Origin of the sequence: Ruminococcus sp. AF17-22AC (assembly GCF_003460065.1) — a bacterium.
In the GTDB taxonomy this organism is placed as follows: domain Bacteria; phylum Bacillota; class Clostridia; order Lachnospirales; family Lachnospiraceae; genus Blautia_A.
Genome location: NZ_QRXT01000001.1, coordinates 453313 through 470951 on the forward strand (window position 1 = coordinate 453313; position 17639 = coordinate 470951).

Here is a 17639-nt window from a genome sequence, read left to right on the forward strand (position 1 = left end):
TGCTATCCTGCTCGTACCAGAACCGCAACCTTATCTTCTTTAGTTGAAACAATCTTTTCTATTCCCTTTACAATAAAATCATCTTCTTCATGATCGCTCTGTAAATTTTTCACAAGAACTGAGGCTTTTAAATTCGATGGCTGAAAATTTTCTACACAATCCCTTATAAATAAATCTAAGGCTTTCATTCGATTGTTTTCTCTAAAACGATAATTATTACAAAATTTAATCTCTATAACTGGACAGGTTTCAATGATTAAATTGAAAATACCATTTACAGCACCTAAAAAACCATATATTTTTTGAACATCATCACCCAAAAAAATAATCATATTATTGCCAATTAATTTTTTTATCAACAAATACCCTAACAGATTTGTATCCTGAAACTCATCTATAATAATCATCTGATAATATTGTTTATAAAAAGAAGATATTTGCGTTTCACGCAGTAATTTAATTGCAGATATTAAAATTCCATTATATGTAATTACATGATTTGTTATTAGCTTTCTGTTTAAAATATCCCAGTAATCATCCAATGCAGCAATCAGTTCCTCTTTATTTGAGGCTTTAACCGCATCATTTACTTTTTTCAATTTATCACTATCAGCACTTGTAATAAATGTATTCAAAAGAGGACTATCTTCGTCTACAATTTTGAAGTCCGATAAATGAGTGAATTCACCATTAAGACAATATCCATGTTTAAAGAGAATTCTCATCGCAAAATTGTGATAATTGGCAACATCCACTTTAGCTAAATATTTTTGGATGTTTTCCACCAATTCTGGTAAAAGTGCTTTTAATGAATCTTTTATTTTCATTGCCGCATTTACACTAAATGTCATTGCTAAAATTTTCTTATTCGACAAAATATGTCCATTACTTAATTCTCTAGCAATTTTACTCACCATTGCTGTTGTTTTTCCACATCCAGCTGGTGCTGTAACAATTATTCTATTTTCATCCGAGAAGATGAACTTTAATTGCTCGATATCTCCTGCATGTTTTTCTTTAATAACATTTTCTGCCTGCATTATTTTACCTCTTTTATTAATTTATTGATGATTTTCTCAAAAGCAGGCGGAATAACTGTAACATATCCCGCTAAAACTGCACCTTTAGCCGCATTTTTAGATTGCTTTAATTTTTGAAGCTCTCTATCTTTATTCTCCACCATAATTTTCATTTGTAAAGTATCATCTATTTCAATATTTGCTGGATTTTCTACAAATTGTCCAGGATTAAAATTTAATCCCTCCCTTCTCAAAATCGGAATATATGGTTCTACTCCTGACAATTCTTTACAGCTTTTTAAATAATCAGTCAATTTAAAATTGTCATATACATCTTCTTCATAATCATTCGCTTTTGTAAAATAGATATCTGGTTCAGAACTATAACTTTCTTTCTTATCCTTGTCTATTAGCGCGATAGATTTTATTCCAAAAGATTTGTAAAGTGCCATACATCTTTTTACACTGTCTGCTCCATCTAGCTTGATAACTCCGATTCCTCTCTCATCCATATCGAGGCCCATACGTTCAGCAAATACCGGAATTGCCCCATTTTCAGTGTCTCCTTCTACAAAAATAATACATTTGCTAAACATAGCCTCTTTTAAATATATAAAATTATGAAGCATATGCTTATATAATTTATCATCAATCACAACATTCATACCTGAAACAATTTTTAATTGCGAATCAGTTCCTGTACTTTTATATAATCTTATAAATTGTCTGTAGTTGTCCAATAAAATATTCGGTGAATGTGTAGCTATAAAAATCTGTCCTGTTAATCCATCTATATCAAACAAATCCTTTAATAAATTTAAAAATTCTTGATTATTATTTTCAATCAATGCCTTAATTTTTCTAATCAAACTTCGCTGCCTATATGGATGCTGATGAACTTCTGGCTCATCTAATACTAAGAATAAAGGAAAGAGTTTTTTTCCATCTCTGTTTATTAATCGTTCTTCAAAATCTTCAGGTTTCCTTGTCACCTTAACGTTATAAATTATTTCAATAATTTGTAACAAAATATTAAATGCATATTGAACCCCTTCGCCCAGTGAGCTTAATTCTCGTCCATTCTCATCTCCCAAGCCTAACAATCTACATACAAGTTTATCTACTTCTGTTTCAACATAAGCACTTACACTATCCCCTGTAATCGTATTTATTTTTTTTATTTGTATGTTCACATTTTTAACAATATTCTTAAGCTTTGTTTTCTTAAGAATATCTTTTTCTTGTATTTCAGATTGTTCCAAGCTATGTTGAATAAGATAATTCAATACTTTTCCTGAACCGCTTGTTTTTCTAAAGTCTACTTCCTTTGATGGCATCCTTTGTGCATAATAGTACAATATATTCATAGTCCGTATGGTTGCCATACCAATTTTGGTTTGATTTGGCGTATCGTGATAATAATTTATCCTTTCATCGACAGAATCTTGCACTGCAACTAAAGTAATTGAATTACTGTCATCTACATCAAAATTATCTTCAAAATATCCGATTTCTTCATTTGAATATTTAACTTTGAATTTAATTTTAATTGGTAATGTGATATCCATAAAATCGGTTTCTGCAAATTTCCCGATTGCCAAGCAGATGTTTATCAATTCTAATATATTGGTTTTACCAATATTATTTTCGCCAATAAGAAAATTTAAAGTATCATTAAACGTTATTGTCTTTCCGGTCAAATTCCGATAATTATTAATTTCTACTATTTCACTTATATACATGACATTATTTTGATGTTTTAAAATTTAAACATCTTTTCCTTCCTTTAATCTTCAGTTTTCTGATTCCCATTATAGATTTATAATCATATATTATATCCTATTTGATGGACGTAGAAAACATAAAGGAATAAAAAGTATTCACAAAAACCTTATATTTTTAATATAAGGAAAGATCTCCATGCTTTGTCCAGCTGTTTGCAGGTCTCTTGCGCTGTCTGTGACGGAAGTTGTCTGTACCACAGATCTCCTTTATGCTCTTTTTTCTGATAATACCAGTCAGGATACTTTTCCCGCCCCAGTTCTTTATAATGACGACGTTCATAGTTGCAGACATTCCAGAGTTTGGATGTTGCATAACACATATGCACTATGATATTGGAATATTCTGGCAGGATTTTTGCATATGTTCTGCGTGACAGCAACATTCTTACTTCGAACATGTAGCAAAAAATCTATCATACCAGATAAGGAATGTCAAAACTGTCCAGATTTTACGGCTGTTATCTGCCTTTTTCTCTTTATGGTCTTTCAGAAGCTGAAGCAGTTCCTCTGTATGAAAAAACTCTTCTGCTTCTTTCGAGGTAAATAACTCCTTTACCATCTGATACCAGTCATCCTGCCGCAGCCACACACGGATTGGAATTGGAAAACCAAGTTTCTTACGTTCATCGGTTTCCTGTGGAAGAAATTCTGAAACAGCTTTACGGAAAATATATTTGGTTGTACCCGCTGCAATCTTGGCTTCTTTCGGAAGCTTTGCTGCAAAGTCAAAAACTTCTTTATCCAGAAATGGTACCCTGACTTCCAATGAATGTGCCATGCTCATTTTATCTGCTTTCTGCAAAATATCGCCAGGAAGCCAGTAGCTCAGATCTACAGACTGCATTTTTTCCATGTCTTGAAGTGATTCTCTGTTTTCTGACTCAAGTTCTTCAAAAAATGGTCTTAAATATTCCTGTGTGGAAGGTCCTGTTACTTTATTTTTCAAAATCTGCGCTTTCTCTTTTTCACGGTAAATATATGCATTTCCGATGAAACGTTCTTCCACTTTCATTCCTGCACGGATAAGGAAATCTCGTCCCTTCACATCCGGCAGCTTTGCAGCCAGTTTTCCAATTATACGTCTGACGCCAAATGGAATCCAGTCAATTTTTTTCAAAGATTCCGGTTCTCTGTAAATATTATATCCACCGAAAAGCTCGTCTGCTCCTTCTCCGGAAAGAACAACCTTGACATGACCTGCAGCCTCTTTTGAGAGAAAATAGAGTGCAACGGCGGAAGCATCCCCAAGGGGCTCATCCATATGATACATAACATCTGGAAGGGCATCCCAGAATTCCTGCTTGGATATGATTTTCACATGGTGTTTCAAACCTGCTTTTTCTGCCACTTTGGCAGCTTTGTTTACTTCACTATATCGGTCTCCCTCATCGAATCCCACTGTAAATGCCTGATCTGCACCAGAGGAAGAAGCCAGATAACCGGAATCCACTCCCCCGGATAAAAACGCGCCGACTTCCACATCACTTAACATATGGTGCTCCACTGAATCCTTTAAATTCTCTGCAAGCTCATTCCGCAGCTGCTCCATATTCGTCTTACGGTCCCATTGGCCTGGTGCAAGCTTTGTTTTGAAATAAGTCTTTATCTCATAGTTTCCGTTTTTATATAAAAGCATATGACCTGGCATAAGCTTATAAATCCCCCTGAAAAAAGTTTCTTCCAGAGGGGAATATTGAAATGACAAATACTGCTCCAGTGCCTTCTGATTTACTTTCCTTTCATAGCCTGGAAATGCAAGGATACTCTTAATTTCAGAAGCAAATACAAAGTGTCCATCTATTTCGGCATAGTACACAGGCTTAATTCCGAAGAAATCCCTTGCAAGCATCAAACTCTGCTCCTGTTCATTCCATACAGCAAACCCAAACATTCCCCTGAGCTTATTCAGTGCCTTCTCCCCATACAGCTGAATAGTATTTATCAGAACCTCCGTGTCAGAATGGGTACAGAAAGAAATGCCGAAAGCCTCAAGTTCTGCCCGCAGTTCCTTATAATCATAGATTTCTCCATTAAAAACAATATGAAGGTTTCCGTCCGCACTTTCCATAGGCTGCTGCCCATCTTCTAAATCAATAATACTAAGTCTTCGAAAGCCCAGCGTGATCTTCTCCCTGCAAAAAGAGCCCTCACTATCCGGGCCCCTATGCTCAATGGCTTTCATCATCCTTTCAATTACTGTCTTCTGATCCTGTCTGTAACCTGTAAATCCACAGATTCCGCACATTTTATCCTCCGTATCTATTTGATGTAGTTTATACGCTGCAACAACTTTTTTACCACAAGTGAATCCCACATGGTCACATCGTAATCATAGTGGTCTGTGAGTCTGCGCCTCAGCTTGTGTTTTCCCTTCTTTTTCTACTTTTGTAGAAATCATCTCTAATTCTACATCTGTAGAATTAGAAAGTCAATCTTATTTTCTACAATTGCAGAATCTATGTCATATATTTGATTACCCGTCATGACATACCCCAATGACTCAGATCTTACAGATTTTCAAACGGTGTGAATGCCTCACTACTGATAAAATGAAAAGCCGGAAAAACGGTCTTTTGTTACAGAACCATTTTTCCGACTGTATGATTACCTATATTTAGTCAACTACCCATCACCTAAAGGTAATGGGCTTGGCAGACTTAGCCAAAAAGAACCGATATCAGTCTTGCAAAGACCTTGTATCGGTTCTTTTTGTATTTTCTCATTATCTAATTATGGGAGGATTTTTCTGTATCACCGAAAAAACTTTTATTCCCGCACTTCAAGCCACTGGTCAATGTTCCCAAAATGTACCGCCTGCAGGTTATCTACATCAACCAGTTGCGGAAAGCTGTTTCTGATGATCAGGACACCATTTTCCTTATCCTGTTTTTCTCCACCGCCAGCGATGCCTCCCATGGTCAGATCAAGTGTTAAAACCGTTCCATCTTTATAACGCACCTGGTCAATACTAGTTCTGGCATAAAGATCCATGCCATAGTCCGTACCTGTGTACTCAAACTTGTTTTTCTCATCTTCATACACCTTCATAGCTTCATCATAATCAAGATATAATGACCATAAAAGGGGCGTTACTTCCATTTTTTTCACTGTGATTTCATAACCTCCAAAATCACATTTCCGGTTCACTTCCAGAGTTGTCGAAGGCTTTACTGCACCCAGAGTCCATTTAAAATCCCATGTTCCATCTGTAATAACAGTCGTATCATAATCTCCTTCCTCCGTAAGATTCTTTAATGTGATTTCTACTGTTTTATTACTCAGATCATAATCACCGTCATAAGATATACAGGCGTTAAAATATTTAAGATGTGTAGAATTTTGATCTGTTTTCAGTAACACATCCTGTCCTACCCCAGTATTGAAACTTCCAAATCTGTTATCGTCCACTGCATATACTTCTTTTCCATCGATCTTAAAATGTGTCATCTCCTCAAAAGAAGTATGATCAGTCATAGAAATACTGTCCTCTGTTTTCACTTCAAAAAAAGCATACAGGAATCCCTGATCCTGAATAGAATCTGTCAAGGTAACCGTCACACCATTTTGTGTTACAGACTGGTCTATATTCTGAATATAAGTTGATTCCTGCAGTGTCTCCTGCTGTTCCTCCGATGGATCCAGTCTTTTCACCAGGTAATCATTCCATTTAAAGAACTCTTTTGCAGCCACAGTAACAGCCATACCAGTACAGATTACTGCTGCTGCAATCAATAATCGTCCACTGATTTTTTTTCTTTTATATTTTTTATCAACTGAATCCGCCTGTTCAATCTGTTTTAGTGTATCTTCAAATTTATTATGAAAATCCTGTGGTACTTCCGGTGCGATATTATTCCATTTCTTCTCTAACATGACATTTTCCCCTTTCCTGTTATTCTCTTTAATTGCTTACTGTTTTTCCCAGTTGCCGGTCTTTTCTCTTCTTCGGATAACTGCACCTTCAAAAACTCTCTTGCACGTGAAAGTCTGCTTTTGATCGTTCCTTCCGGAATATCCAGAGCCTCACTGATCTCTTTCAATGAAAATCCTTCTAAATAATACAATGTTACCAAAACCCTCAGATCCTCCGGAAGTTCCATAATCGCCATATACAAATGACTGTATCTGTCCTCCTCAGTCATTTTCATATTGTCCATATATTCTTCATATGGAATAACATTTTTTCTTTTCCGAAGAATCCCTTTGCATTCATTGATCAATATCCTTGTGATCCATGTTCGGAAATATTTTTCTTTCTTTAAAGTGGGAAGTTTTTCATATGCCTTAAGAATTGTTTCCTGCACAGCATCCCCACAATCAGAGTCATTCTTCAGAATGGACTTCGATATATGATACAGCATGGCTTCTGCATCCCGAACCTCCTTAATAAATACATCTTTTGTCATAACTTTGTCTTCTCCTTTTGTCCAGCTGGATTACTATTCATGTTTACTTTTACACTAATTAGATGCATCGGAAAGGAAATCGGTTCTCATAAAAGTATTTTTTTCCGTTGGCTCTTCTATTGCCAACGAAATATCCGATTTTTTAATCTCTGTTCTGTTTGTGTTTATATTTTTTATGTAATTCCGTAATATATTCCTCAAGCTTCTCTTTGTCTTGCTCTCCACAAGCAACTAAACCAAAATACTGCTTAGATCGATCCTATATGCTTTCGCTGTTTTCTGACCCAGTTTCTCTGTATATGTGCAATAATTCCAGAAACGGTGCTATTTTATCCGGTAGTCTCATTTTTCGTTCTCCCCTACGTTTGCGGTAATCCCTGTTACCATTGTTCTTAGCAAACTCTAGTATACAGGTAAATCCACGTTGCTACAAATGTGGGGTCACTTCATATTATCTAAAACATATTTCGATAAGTCAAAATTACAATTTTCACACTTTAATTGATATAATATTCAATAACTAAACAAGGAGGCCATTTAACCATGAATAATGTAAAAATTCTATGTATCGCAGGCAGTATCGTACTCGGTAGTATATTGCTATCCGGACAAGCTTTTGGCAAAGCCCCCTCAGATCTAATCACCCTTTCCGCCCCTAAGGAGCCTGAGGGGCAATATGTATCTTATGATATAGATGGTTCCGGCTCTTATTATGATAGTGATTCAGATATAACTTACTATTTTGTCAAGGGGATTGTCACTTCTTATTCTAATCATGCAAAAACCTTTTCGCTGACTTCTGACGCCGGTGAAACTTATGAGTTACCGGCAGATACGGATATTAATATAACCGACTATCTCAACACAGAAGCACATATATGGTACTCAGTAGACTCTCAAAAAAACTTAAAATTACTTGCGTTCTCTCCTCAAATTTTTTGGGAACATATTAATGAGCTGGAATCAGATGAACAAATTCTGGATGGTGCCACAGAAATTGATGGGACTCTTTCAAAATATATCTCTTTCTGGTTAACAGAAGATAAAATAGATGTTACTCTCTTATTTGTTGAGGACAACGATGGAAACACTCATATATATGCAGAGGATAACACCAAAACAATCGAAGACTATATCAAGTTATATGAAGATATGCATTTAAATTCTCAAGTATATGATGATTTTAATGTTGCATATCTTATATCAGAAGCATCATCTTGACTTACCCAAATGTCTGGTTGAGAACCTGATGTTTTTTACATCAAACATATCATATATTTTAAATGCCGCAGCCAATATTTTCAAAGGCTGCGGCATTTTTGACTTAATTTTTCTTTCAAACATGTTGCTTCTTCTTTTGACTGCTGCAAATATGTTTATGTCACAAATTCAAGCAATAATTCAGCACTTACTATTTATGTAAAAAATCATTTCAGAAATTGATATATTTTTTCTTTTCTCTGTTTACATATTGACGGCTAAAGTGTAAGAAAGATGCGATTTCACTATCTGACCACCCTAAAATCAAGTATTTTAAAATATCCCTTTGGTTTGAAGTCATTTTTAAGGTTATATTTTTCAGATCAAATGCTAATTCCACAGATGAATAATCCGCTCTATAGCTTTCTTGTAAATCACCTTCATTATCCATATATGCACATTCGTATTTTTCTTTTTTTAAGTTTTTTTTGCATATGATTTTACTAAAGGTTCCATTATGCAAAGTAAGCTTTGCATATATTTTGAATCATTTTTCGCCTGTATAACCAAATCTTTATATTCCTGCATCATATACCCTTTTATTTTTTAAAGAGTATCTGGGCATAAAAATGTAAACTTATTTTTTGTTCAGAATCAAAGGTTTCTTATATCTATAAAAAAAGGAATATTGTATTTAAACAATATTCCCCAGACTGTAGACAAACTTGGTGTTGGGTGTTATACCCAGCACCAAGTTTGTCTACAGTCTGAGGCGCTGCATATGCAGTGCCTTTTCCGAGAAAATCTAATATTCACTGGGAGGGGTATCTTCAAAATCTTCGTTTTCCGATTCACTCACATCAGGTACATATTCGTCGGCCATTTTCTGCGCTTCCTCTAATGTACTGGAAGGTAAATATTCCTCCCCATCACTCGTAAGCATGATTACTATATTAACGTTATTCTGACTATAATACTCCAGGTCAACATTCAGTCCGGATCGTACAGCACTCCCATTAGCTATATTCAGGACGGCGTTTTCTATATTAAAAACCATATTATAATAATTTCCTGATTCGCCCACTTCTACTGTTATCGTATTTTCATCGGAATACAGAATATTACCAGTGATATATTGGGTATCATAAGTTTCTTCCTGTGCAGATTCCTGATCTGCGGGATCTCCCTGGCTTTGGTAAATTTCCGCTTCTGCGTTATTTCCAGACTGTTGATTCTGCACACTGTCTCCTGGATTTGCTGCCACAGCTGTGGGCGTTGGCTTCCTGGTAACAGCCGTAGTAAGATTTGGAATAAACTTTACAGCATCCTTACCACTTTCGCTTTCCGTTTGCGCGGATTCGTTGCTTCCTGACAATTCACATCCTGTCAGGGTCACCGTGATACCTGTCAATATCACAAAAAACACTTTCAGAATCTTTTTTCTCATTTTTTTATCCTTTCTTTTTTACTGGTAGTGTCAAATTACTACCTGATTTTTATTGTTTAAACCTTGATTTTATGGGAGTTCGCAATAAAAAGAGCAATGACCTCTTTTTTGGTATAATGCAATCACCACAAGCAACACTACCAAAGGAGACATTGCTCATGGACATTATACTCTATTTACTTCAATTCATTCAATACCAACATAAACAAATTTGCTGGCTTATTAACCTTATCTGTAGATATATCCCTCTTAAGCAGTGGGCTTTCGATGATTCCCATTCTCCAAAGTACCAGAAGTTTAAGATTGATGAACTTCCCAAAGTCATATCCTATCAGCAGGACTGGAACTGGAAAGACCTTATCTCTTACTACCAGCAACGCTACCACAAGACCATTCGCCCTATATTTCGTCGAGTTGAGTGCGATATACCCAAACACTGCACTTGCCCTGCCTGTGATGTGCCTGTGGACTATCTGATGTGGAACGATGGCAGGAAGAAAAGTCAGGTTCTATGCAAGGTCTGCCAAACGCTTTTTTCTCCAACCAAAGATAATCGTTTTTCCAAAAACACCGTCTTGAGATGTCCTCATTGCAACCACAGCCTGGTGCATAAGAAAGACCGTAAACACTTTATCATCCACAAATGTGTGAATCCCAAATGCCCTTACTATCTCCACAACTTGAAGAAAGTGGATAAGAAACATCTGGACGAAGACTATGGCAAAAACAAATACAAACTCCACTATATCTACCATGAATTTACGATAGATTTCTTTAAACTGGACTTAAACTCCCTGACGAAGAACGCTTCTTCCCTAAAATTCACCAAGTTTGATTCCAACACCATGTCCTTATGCCTAACTCTTCACGTAAATCTTGGTCTATCTCTTAGAAAAACGAAACAGGCTCTCAAAGATCTGTACAACATCGATATCTCACACCAGAGCATTGCTAACTACTGCAAATCCGCCGCTATGTGTATCAAACCCTTTGTTGTCAACTATGACTACGGAACTGGCAAGGTATTTACTGCTGATGAAACCTACATCAAAATCCGTGGTGTAAAAGCTTATATCTGGTTCATCATGGATGCTTCCAAACGTTCCATCATTGGCAATCAAGTCTCTGATAACCGCGGCGTTGGTCCCTGCATTCTAGCCATGCGAATGGCTTTCCGGCACTTGAAAAAGCTTCCTGAAAACTTCCACTTTATTGCAGATGGTTACAGCGCCTATCCATTAGCTGCACAACAGTTTTTCCGTGAGTTCGGTGATAAGTTTAAGTTTGATATCACTCAAGTAATTGGACTTACCAACGACGATGAAGTATCAAGAGTATTCCGACCATACAAACAGATGATCGAAAGATTAAACCGTACATACAAGGTTTCTTACAGACCTACAAACGGCTTTGATAACATCGACGGTGCCAACTATGACCTGGCTCTATGGGTCGCCTACTACAACTTTCTCAGACCTCACAAGCACGCAGGATGCAAAGTTCTAAATAAAGTAGAGATGTTGGAAGGTGCAGAAAATATGCCAGGTAAATGGCAACTGTTGATTTTCCTTGGTCAGCAAACTATCTTAAATCTACAAAATCAGGCATCTGCATAACTGGAGCGGAACCGTTGTCAGGAGAACCGTGGAATACCGCAGCACCTGTGGTGCGAGGATATGCCGCGAAAGTCTCTTGACATAAGGTTCACGGATTATCCTATTTCAGCAGAAAAGGGGGCAACTGCGCCCTTTTCCTGCCTTCCGGCGAGGATGGGTTCGGGCAAAGCCCGAATCTGGGTCAAGGGACGAGTCCCTTGCGGGTACTTAGGGCAGCGCCCTAAGCCCTCGGAGAGCTTATTGTTATCAATATCTACAATTTTCAAGGTTCGTTTGAGCCTTATTTTTGGGCTCAGTTTTTTCATAAATCATTTGACACTATCACGTTTTTTAATTCTCCGTATCATACTACTACTTCACCAGAATATTTTCAGAAATTTTATATACAAAAAAGACAGGGTATAGAAATATATCATACCCCGACTGTAGTTGCTTCATGAAATATTTTATTTGTTCTCACCAATATTTTATGCTTTTAAAAACTCTTCTATCGCCGTTAAAAACTCCTTTGCCCTATCAGCCTGTTCACGGGCATCTTCAAATGATACTACAAAAAAATCGGCATAGTCCGTATTGTTTCTAATCTGAAATGCCTGACTCAAATATTTTGAATATTTCTTTTCGAATTTTTGTGTTTTAATATACTCTCGCTGGAAATAGGAAATTACTCCTGCATGTTTTGAATAATCAACGCCATCTTTTGCAAGCAATGCGCGAACTGCAGTAAACATGGCATAATAAGATCTTCCGATAGAATCTTTATAACTTTTCGATGCAAGCAATACTTCTGCCGAATTTAAACGCTCTCTTGCACTTTCCAGTCGATATTTTATCAGTTCCCTTCGATTATCAGGCACTAATTACCACTCCTTCCTGTGAAATGTTACGATAATATGGAAGAACTGTCTGGTATTGTTTAAACTCTTCATACGGAATTACGGTCGGAGAAAGAATTGTATCGTACTCTAACTCCAGCTCGCAAGAGGAATCCCATACCTTTTTCAACTGCTGCTGCAATGTTTTCCTGTCACCATGCACGATTGCAACAACATCTACATCTGAATCCGTATGATAATCTCCTCTTGCATAAGAGCCGTATAAAATTACCTGAACAAGATTTTCTCCATATACTGAGCGATAAATCTGTGTCAACTTTTGTAAAATACTATTCAGTTCATTTTTTGTGCACATATCATCCCTCCTGTTTTCTGGCATCTTTTTGCCTACAAGAATCAAAGCACTTGTCATCCATCATTTCAATGTTTCTATAATAATTTTAACTCAAATAAGCGAAAATCACAAGCAAATGTCCTATTTTTGCTTTTGGCTTTTTACAATAAAAAAAGGCAGTAACACCCTTTTGGCCAGGATATTACCGCCCTTTCACACTTCGAATACTGCGTATTCTCTAATTGAAGCCCTGCTTCATTCCCCGCAATCCATTTTCATACTGTATTCTTGAAAAATACCAGATTTTACCCTGGATTTTTCTACAGATATGATTTTCAAATAAATAGCATTCACTGCACAATTCTGGATTATCCCGTCTCCATCCGCTTTTTTCCAGAAATTCCTCTACATCTTCATATACTTCAATGCAGCTTTCTGCAAGCAGTATTTTTTCCACCTCCTGCTCCTTCAGATAAAGTCCAAATTCTTTGGCAAGCAGAACTCTGAATCCATAGCGGACCAGTGAATTTCCCCGTATTTCATTTAAATTAATTTCCAAACCTTCACCCCTTTGATTTTTTTACAAAAAGATCATCTACTTTCATGACCGTATTACCAGTACTTGTCCGCTTTTTATTCTTTGTTTTTGAACAGCCCCATTTACAGTCAGTAGTTCTTGCACGTCATTTTCTTTTATCGGACTCTCATTTTTTCCAATGGAGCCGAAGCTTCATATACCTGCTCATCCAGTATCTGAAATTCCTGCTGCTGTTTTTCCCACTTTCGATACCAGTCCGGAATATGATCCACAACCTTTTCCATCTTCAGTTTTCCGGCATCTGCATGTTCCGTATAATCCATTTTTTTAAACCGAAGCACATTGTGTCCTCGGATGATTAGGATTCCCTGATCCAGCGGATAACGAAGGATTTCATCTGGCAAAAGGAGCTGCCGTTTTCCAATGGAACGTGATTCCGAATATTCCGGCACATAATCTGTGGCACGGATCGTAAAAAAGTTCTTTCGGATAGAAGCAACTGAAACTGTAATCTCACCGGTCCGGTCACTGTAGTAGGTAGCGGTTGTCATATCATTACAGCCAAGAAAGATCGAGAAATCACAGCCGCCAAGGATCTCTTCCCACTGGTTATCCGGATAACGGTTCTGAAGCTGTGGAATATTCTGAAACAGGATGCTCATGCCTATCCGCCGGGATCTGGCCGTAGCCAGTTTCTTTTTAAAATCCGGAACAACACCGATATTTGGAAATTCATCCAGTATAAAACTTACCGGTACTGGTAGGACACGTTCTTCCGTTCTGTCAGCCAGACGAACCAGCTTGATACTTAAAAATGACGTAAACAGCGTAGCAAGCATATCGTATGTAGAATCCTGATCCGAAGTAATACAAAAATACGCGCACTTTTGCTTTCCCGGCAGTGACAGGTCTATATCTGTATGGCTCGTAATCTGCTGCACCATCTTATTCTGCAAAATCTGCAGACGGGTTCCAAGACCAAGCACAGCATTTCCTTTTACTTTTTCTGCCTTCGAAAATAACTGATAGGGACCTTTTGCCGGATGATCCGTTGGAAGCCTTTCAAAAATGGAATCCAGCATTTCCACACTTTTATTCAGCAATAATTTATAAGCTTCCGGAAAAGTTTTCTGCTCTTGTGGATACTCTTCAAAAACATATAAGCACAGAGCTTTTAAGAGATCCATTTCCACATTGTCATAAAAATGATCAAACTTATCCGTTGTGTTACGAATCACGACATCACAGAACACATCAATCAGCTCCCCTTCTTCAATCTCTGCGAGACAGTTCCATGCATCTGAATGGGTAAGCTGAATCAGATTCAGCTGCTTTACAACATATCCCTCATCCTTGAGATACGCACAAAGATCCTCATAAAGTTCTGATTTTGGATCCGTAATATACATACTCTCACCCCTGCGCACACACTGTAATGCCATCACTCTTGCGAAAGCCCTGGATTTCATGGAACCTTGCGAACCGCATACCGCGATATTTCGGTTCAGTCTTGAATCCACCGGAAGACTTAATATATTTCCATTAGACAACTCCCTTCCGAAAATAATCCCCTTTATATGCTCCATTCCACGGTCTGCCTGCAGTATCTCTTTTTGTTCCTGTGTTCCCATAAATCCTGCCGTTCCATAAGTTCCCTGATCCGAAATCTCAAAATTCCGTTCATCATGCAATGGATTGTCTTTTCCCCGCCAGATTACCAGTACCGTTAAAGCCAAAAGCAGTACCACAGCTGCCATTGACCATTTTCTTCCTGACGAAGTACCACACCCTGCATACAGACATTGCAGAGGACTTAAGCATACTTCTGATCTGGAAAACAAGATTTCAAAAAAGCCACCCACATATGCTGCTAACAAAACCATTCCGCATCCGGTCACGATTTTTTTCCAGTTTTCTGTTCTCAATCCGTTTCCTCCATTTCTCTTCTGGTTTCTTCTGCCAGATGGAAATGATAGCGGTTCCCGTAGTAGCTGTTTATTGTATTGACAGAATTGTATAATGCAGTCAGGAGCACCGCTCGGATATTTCTGGCCTTTGTATTATTTTCTCATCTATCTGATATGCAAAACTTAAAAAAAGCCTAATGTTTGTAGCATTGATAACATATAAATTATTCTCATAAACTCCAGTTAATAACGATGTATTACTTTGAGGATTAATGGTTTCAAATTTTATATCTAAATCGATGAGTTTATCTATCATCTGATCAGTTGCACAATCTGAATCTATTAAGAAATCCTCTTGATTTGAAATAAAATATGAAAACACTTGTTCTTCATTCATTTCTGTCAACACATCAATAGAACAATATGCAACTGAATATAAACTATATAAAAATAAAAACTCCTTTGATAACTTTCTCCCCTTATACGCATACGAAAAAAAGCCTGTCCACTGTTTATTAAGCCAACGAACAAACTCTACTCTTTTTTCGTTTAAAGCAAAATATTGTGAGATAAACTCCAGTTGCATTTTTTCTTGTAATTGAATTGCCAAATTTCCAAGATATTCTTTATTATTTTCACTGCCTAAAAGATATTCTAACAAATCGAAATTCAACGTTTCTTCCTGTAGAAAATCTTCCGGTATCAAATTTGATACTACTAATAAAGGAGAATCTAAGTTGTACGAATATTCTTTCGCTTTCTTGTCATTAACCGATCTTAAAAATGTCTTGTCATTCAAAGTAAGACTATTTTCATAGAAATAAGTCATATAATCGCTATACGACTCATCAATATACCCGTTTCTAATTAAATATTTCAAAAGATTGAAATACTCACTTTTCTTAATTTGATTATAATCTGTTACATCGCCCAATTCATTTGTTGTGGTAATCTGAAAAATCATATCTATATTGTCTCGATTAATAATTTGAGAAATTGACCATCCTGAAATTCTTTTTTTCTGTTTTTTCAATTCCTTCAGCTGCTTTTCCAACAACTGTTGAGTATCTATAGCACGATCTTCAACTGCTTGTTTACGAATCGGAAGCTGCTCTTTTTGCCATTTTGTGAAAGACTCATCCGGGTTAGAGTAGAAGTTTCCACATGCTCGTTTATATTTTGCCTCACGAATGTCATCTAATTCCTGTGATGAAATGGACAGCTCATCTTCGCTATTTTTAATTCGCTCTTCAAGTTCTTGAATCTCATTATTAATTCTTTCAATTTCTTTACAGCAAAACTTTTCTTTATTTGAAAAAATAGCATGAACAAATCCCTTGTTTAGTTGGAGATCTGCAAAATCTCTGGGAAATAAATTTTTATATGTAACAAGCGCAAGCATTCTATTTGGATCAAGATCAATTTTTTTCAGTCGTTCATAATAGATTACAAATTCATTATAGATATTCTTTAGTACTCTTATATCATCAATATAAAGTGCCAATCCTTTCAAAAATCGATCATTTAATTTTTCTTCAACTGTCGATCCTACAAAAAATTCTTTAATCTTATTATAAGAATTCGAACTATCCAGAACAGGAACAACCGGTAAAATGTAATCAAAAAATTTCGCTCTATCTTTTGTAATAAAGATATCATCTTTGAGTAGATAAAAAAAACGAAGTACCTTTTCTTCCTCTTCATGTTGCTGCAATCTGCAGTTTGTTAACATATTTATTTCTCTGAGTCTCTCAAATATCTGAACATTTTCAAAGCGATCAATATCCTCAAAAACAATTACATCTGCTTTAGAATTTTCAAATAAATAAAGAACTTCATTTAAATACTTATCAAAATATGAATTCTGTGAATCTTCAAAAATTTCTATTTCATTTCCCTGTACACTTATCTTTTTAAAAATATTCTTATTGGTCTGAATATTTAATAGGTTATATAATCCCAAGCATGCAATTACTACTATACACAACACACTCAAAACCCATCCAAAAGGAGATGCTAAAAAGAACATAAATTTTCTTAGCCACTCATAATTCCATACCGCTGAATTCATTTCGTTAATCCAAGTACAATATTTACCATAATTCAAAACAAACAACAACATACCAATAAAAGCAACTATTCCCATTGCCCAATATCCATTATAATTGGTTCCTGTAGTTCTTTTTATCCTAAAATTACTTTGGGGTATATTTTCAATCGGTATTTGCTGAATTAACTGATTTAGGATTTTCCCCTCAATAACTGTTTCACTATCCTCAATTTCTTTTTCTTCGTTGTCTTTATTTTCATTTGTAAAATGAGCAAGTGAAATATGAATAAAAGTTTTTTGAGGGTGTTTCTTTTTATAACTTTCTAATAAGCTGCTTTTTCCAGAACTATATGGACCGGAAACAGCTATGTTTCGGATATCATCATTACTAAATATGAATTCGAATCCCTCTTCATAGGCATTTAAATCTACATTACTGGTCGGTGTCAATTTTTGAAATCTTAAATCACTCAATCTATCACCTCTTTAATATCATATTTTT

15 protein-coding genes are annotated in these 17639 nt (G+C 36.2%); 2 read left to right on the forward strand and 13 right to left on the reverse strand.

The window, feature by feature from the left end; translation table 11 throughout:
* Positions 1-2: 2 nt before the first annotated feature.
* The 6 genes from DWW86_RS17220 to DWW86_RS02385 all read right to left on the reverse strand — a co-directional run bounded on the left by DWW86_RS17220 (position 3) and on the right by DWW86_RS02385 (position 7209).
* On the reverse strand, positions 3-1040 hold the full coding sequence (locus DWW86_RS17220; protein WP_207661396.1) for a UvrD-helicase domain-containing protein: 1038 nt from the start codon (positions 1038-1040) through the stop codon (positions 3-5).
* Positions 1040-2761, reverse strand: coding sequence for an ATP-dependent nuclease (locus DWW86_RS02365; protein WP_055056188.1), 1722 nt, complete (start codon positions 2759-2761; stop codon positions 1040-1042). The genes DWW86_RS17220 and DWW86_RS02365 overlap by 1 nt, the downstream gene beginning before the upstream one ends.
* Before the next feature lie 149 nt (positions 2762-2910).
* Positions 2911-3201: a transposase gene (locus DWW86_RS02370; protein WP_015542785.1), complete on the reverse strand. Its 291-nt coding sequence runs from the start codon at positions 3199-3201 to the stop codon at positions 2911-2913.
* Positions 3189-5048 (reverse strand): asparagine synthase (glutamine-hydrolyzing), encoded by a 1860-nt coding sequence (gene asnB, locus DWW86_RS02375; RefSeq protein ID WP_117942144.1) that lies wholly within the window; start codon positions 5046-5048, stop codon positions 3189-3191. Before asnB ends, DWW86_RS02370 begins: the two co-directional genes overlap by 13 nt.
* Positions 5049-5569: 521 nt before the next feature.
* Complete coding sequence (locus tag DWW86_RS02380) at positions 5570-6676, reverse strand: DUF4179 domain-containing protein (protein WP_117942145.1); 1107 nt, start codon at positions 6674-6676, stop codon at positions 5570-5572.
* Positions 6670-7209: an RNA polymerase sigma factor gene (locus DWW86_RS02385; protein WP_055056185.1), complete on the reverse strand. Its 540-nt coding sequence runs from the start codon at positions 7207-7209 to the stop codon at positions 6670-6672. Before DWW86_RS02385 ends, DWW86_RS02380 begins: the two co-directional genes overlap by 7 nt.
* 543 nt (positions 7210-7752) lie before the next feature.
* Here DWW86_RS02385 and DWW86_RS02395 point away from each other — a divergent pair.
* The gene (locus DWW86_RS02395; RefSeq protein ID WP_117942146.1) at positions 7753-8430 is read left to right on the forward strand and encodes a hypothetical protein; all 678 of its coding nucleotides are present in this window, start codon (positions 7753-7755) and stop codon (positions 8428-8430) included.
* 211 nt (positions 8431-8641) lie between these two features.
* On the opposite strand, the gene DWW86_RS02400 is transcribed toward DWW86_RS02395, so the two are convergent.
* Together DWW86_RS02400 and DWW86_RS02405 are read right to left on the reverse strand one after the other, a co-directional pair.
* A complete protein-coding gene (locus DWW86_RS02400) occupies positions 8642-8860 on the reverse strand; it encodes a helix-turn-helix domain-containing protein (RefSeq protein WP_005424142.1) in 219 nt (72 codons plus the stop codon).
* A gap of 354 nt (positions 8861-9214) precedes the next feature.
* Positions 9215-9856, reverse strand: coding sequence for a hypothetical protein (locus tag DWW86_RS02405; protein WP_005424144.1), 642 nt, complete (start codon positions 9854-9856; stop codon positions 9215-9217).
* A gap of 158 nt (positions 9857-10014) precedes the next feature.
* On the opposite strand from DWW86_RS02405, the gene DWW86_RS02410 reads away from it, so the two are divergent.
* Entirely contained in the window at positions 10015-11472 is a 1458-nt protein-coding gene (locus DWW86_RS02410; RefSeq protein ID WP_015542790.1) for a DDE-type integrase/transposase/recombinase, read from the forward strand.
* Between the two features lie 467 nt (positions 11473-11939).
* Here the strand turns inward: DWW86_RS02410 and DWW86_RS02420 are convergent, their stop codons facing one another.
* From DWW86_RS02420 to DWW86_RS02445, 5 genes are all read right to left on the reverse strand, one after another.
* Positions 11940-12329 (reverse strand): HEPN domain-containing protein, encoded by a 390-nt coding sequence (locus DWW86_RS02420; protein ID WP_022388711.1) that lies wholly within the window; start codon positions 12327-12329, stop codon positions 11940-11942.
* A complete protein-coding gene (locus tag DWW86_RS02425) occupies positions 12322-12663 on the reverse strand; it encodes a nucleotidyltransferase domain-containing protein (RefSeq protein ID WP_015542791.1) in 342 nt (113 codons plus the stop codon). Before DWW86_RS02425 ends, DWW86_RS02420 begins: the two co-directional genes overlap by 8 nt.
* A 217-nt stretch (positions 12664-12880) precedes the next feature.
* On the reverse strand, positions 12881-13201 hold the full coding sequence (locus DWW86_RS02430; protein ID WP_117592288.1) for a hypothetical protein: 321 nt from the start codon (positions 13199-13201) through the stop codon (positions 12881-12883).
* A gap of 134 nt (positions 13202-13335) precedes the next feature.
* Complete coding sequence (locus tag DWW86_RS02435) at positions 13336-15105, reverse strand: VirD4-like conjugal transfer protein, CD1115 family (RefSeq protein WP_286187631.1); 1770 nt, start codon at positions 15103-15105, stop codon at positions 13336-13338.
* A 100-nt stretch (positions 15106-15205) separates the two neighbouring features.
* On the reverse strand, positions 15206-17611 hold the full coding sequence (locus DWW86_RS02445) for a YobI family P-loop NTPase (protein ID WP_117942147.1): 2406 nt from the start codon (positions 17609-17611) through the stop codon (positions 15206-15208).
* Positions 17612-17639: the final 28 nt, after the last annotated feature.

Excerpts from the sequence above, each read along its gene's own strand:
- DWW86_RS17220 (WP_207661396.1), bottom strand. The coding sequence starts at position 1,040 with ATGCAGGCAGAAAATGTTATTAAAGAAAAACATGCAGGAGATATCGAG.
- DWW86_RS02365 (WP_055056188.1), bottom strand. The coding sequence starts at position 2,761 with ATGTATATAAGTGAAATAGTAGAAATTAATAATTATCGGAATTTGACC.
- DWW86_RS02370 (WP_015542785.1), bottom strand. The coding sequence starts at position 3,201 with ATGTTCGAAGTAAGAATGTTGCTGTCACGCAGAACATATGCAAAAATC.
- asnB (WP_117942144.1), bottom strand. The coding sequence starts at position 5,048 with ATGTGCGGAATCTGTGGATTTACAGGTTACAGACAGGATCAGAAGACA.
- DWW86_RS02380 (WP_117942145.1), bottom strand. The coding sequence starts at position 6,676 with ATGTTAGAGAAGAAATGGAATAATATCGCACCGGAAGTACCACAGGAT.
- DWW86_RS02385 (WP_055056185.1), bottom strand. The coding sequence starts at position 7,209 with ATGACAAAAGATGTATTTATTAAGGAGGTTCGGGATGCAGAAGCCATG.
- DWW86_RS02395 (WP_117942146.1), top strand. The coding sequence starts at position 7,753 with ATGAATAATGTAAAAATTCTATGTATCGCAGGCAGTATCGTACTCGGT.
- DWW86_RS02400 (WP_005424142.1), bottom strand. The coding sequence starts at position 8,860 with ATGGATAATGAAGGTGATTTACAAGAAAGCTATAGAGCGGATTATTCA.
- DWW86_RS02405 (WP_005424144.1), bottom strand. The coding sequence starts at position 9,856 with ATGAGAAAAAAGATTCTGAAAGTGTTTTTTGTGATATTGACAGGTATC.
- DWW86_RS02410 (WP_015542790.1), top strand. The coding sequence starts at position 10,015 with ATGGACATTATACTCTATTTACTTCAATTCATTCAATACCAACATAAA.
- DWW86_RS02425 (WP_015542791.1), bottom strand. The coding sequence starts at position 12,663 with ATGTGCACAAAAAATGAACTGAATAGTATTTTACAAAAGTTGACACAG.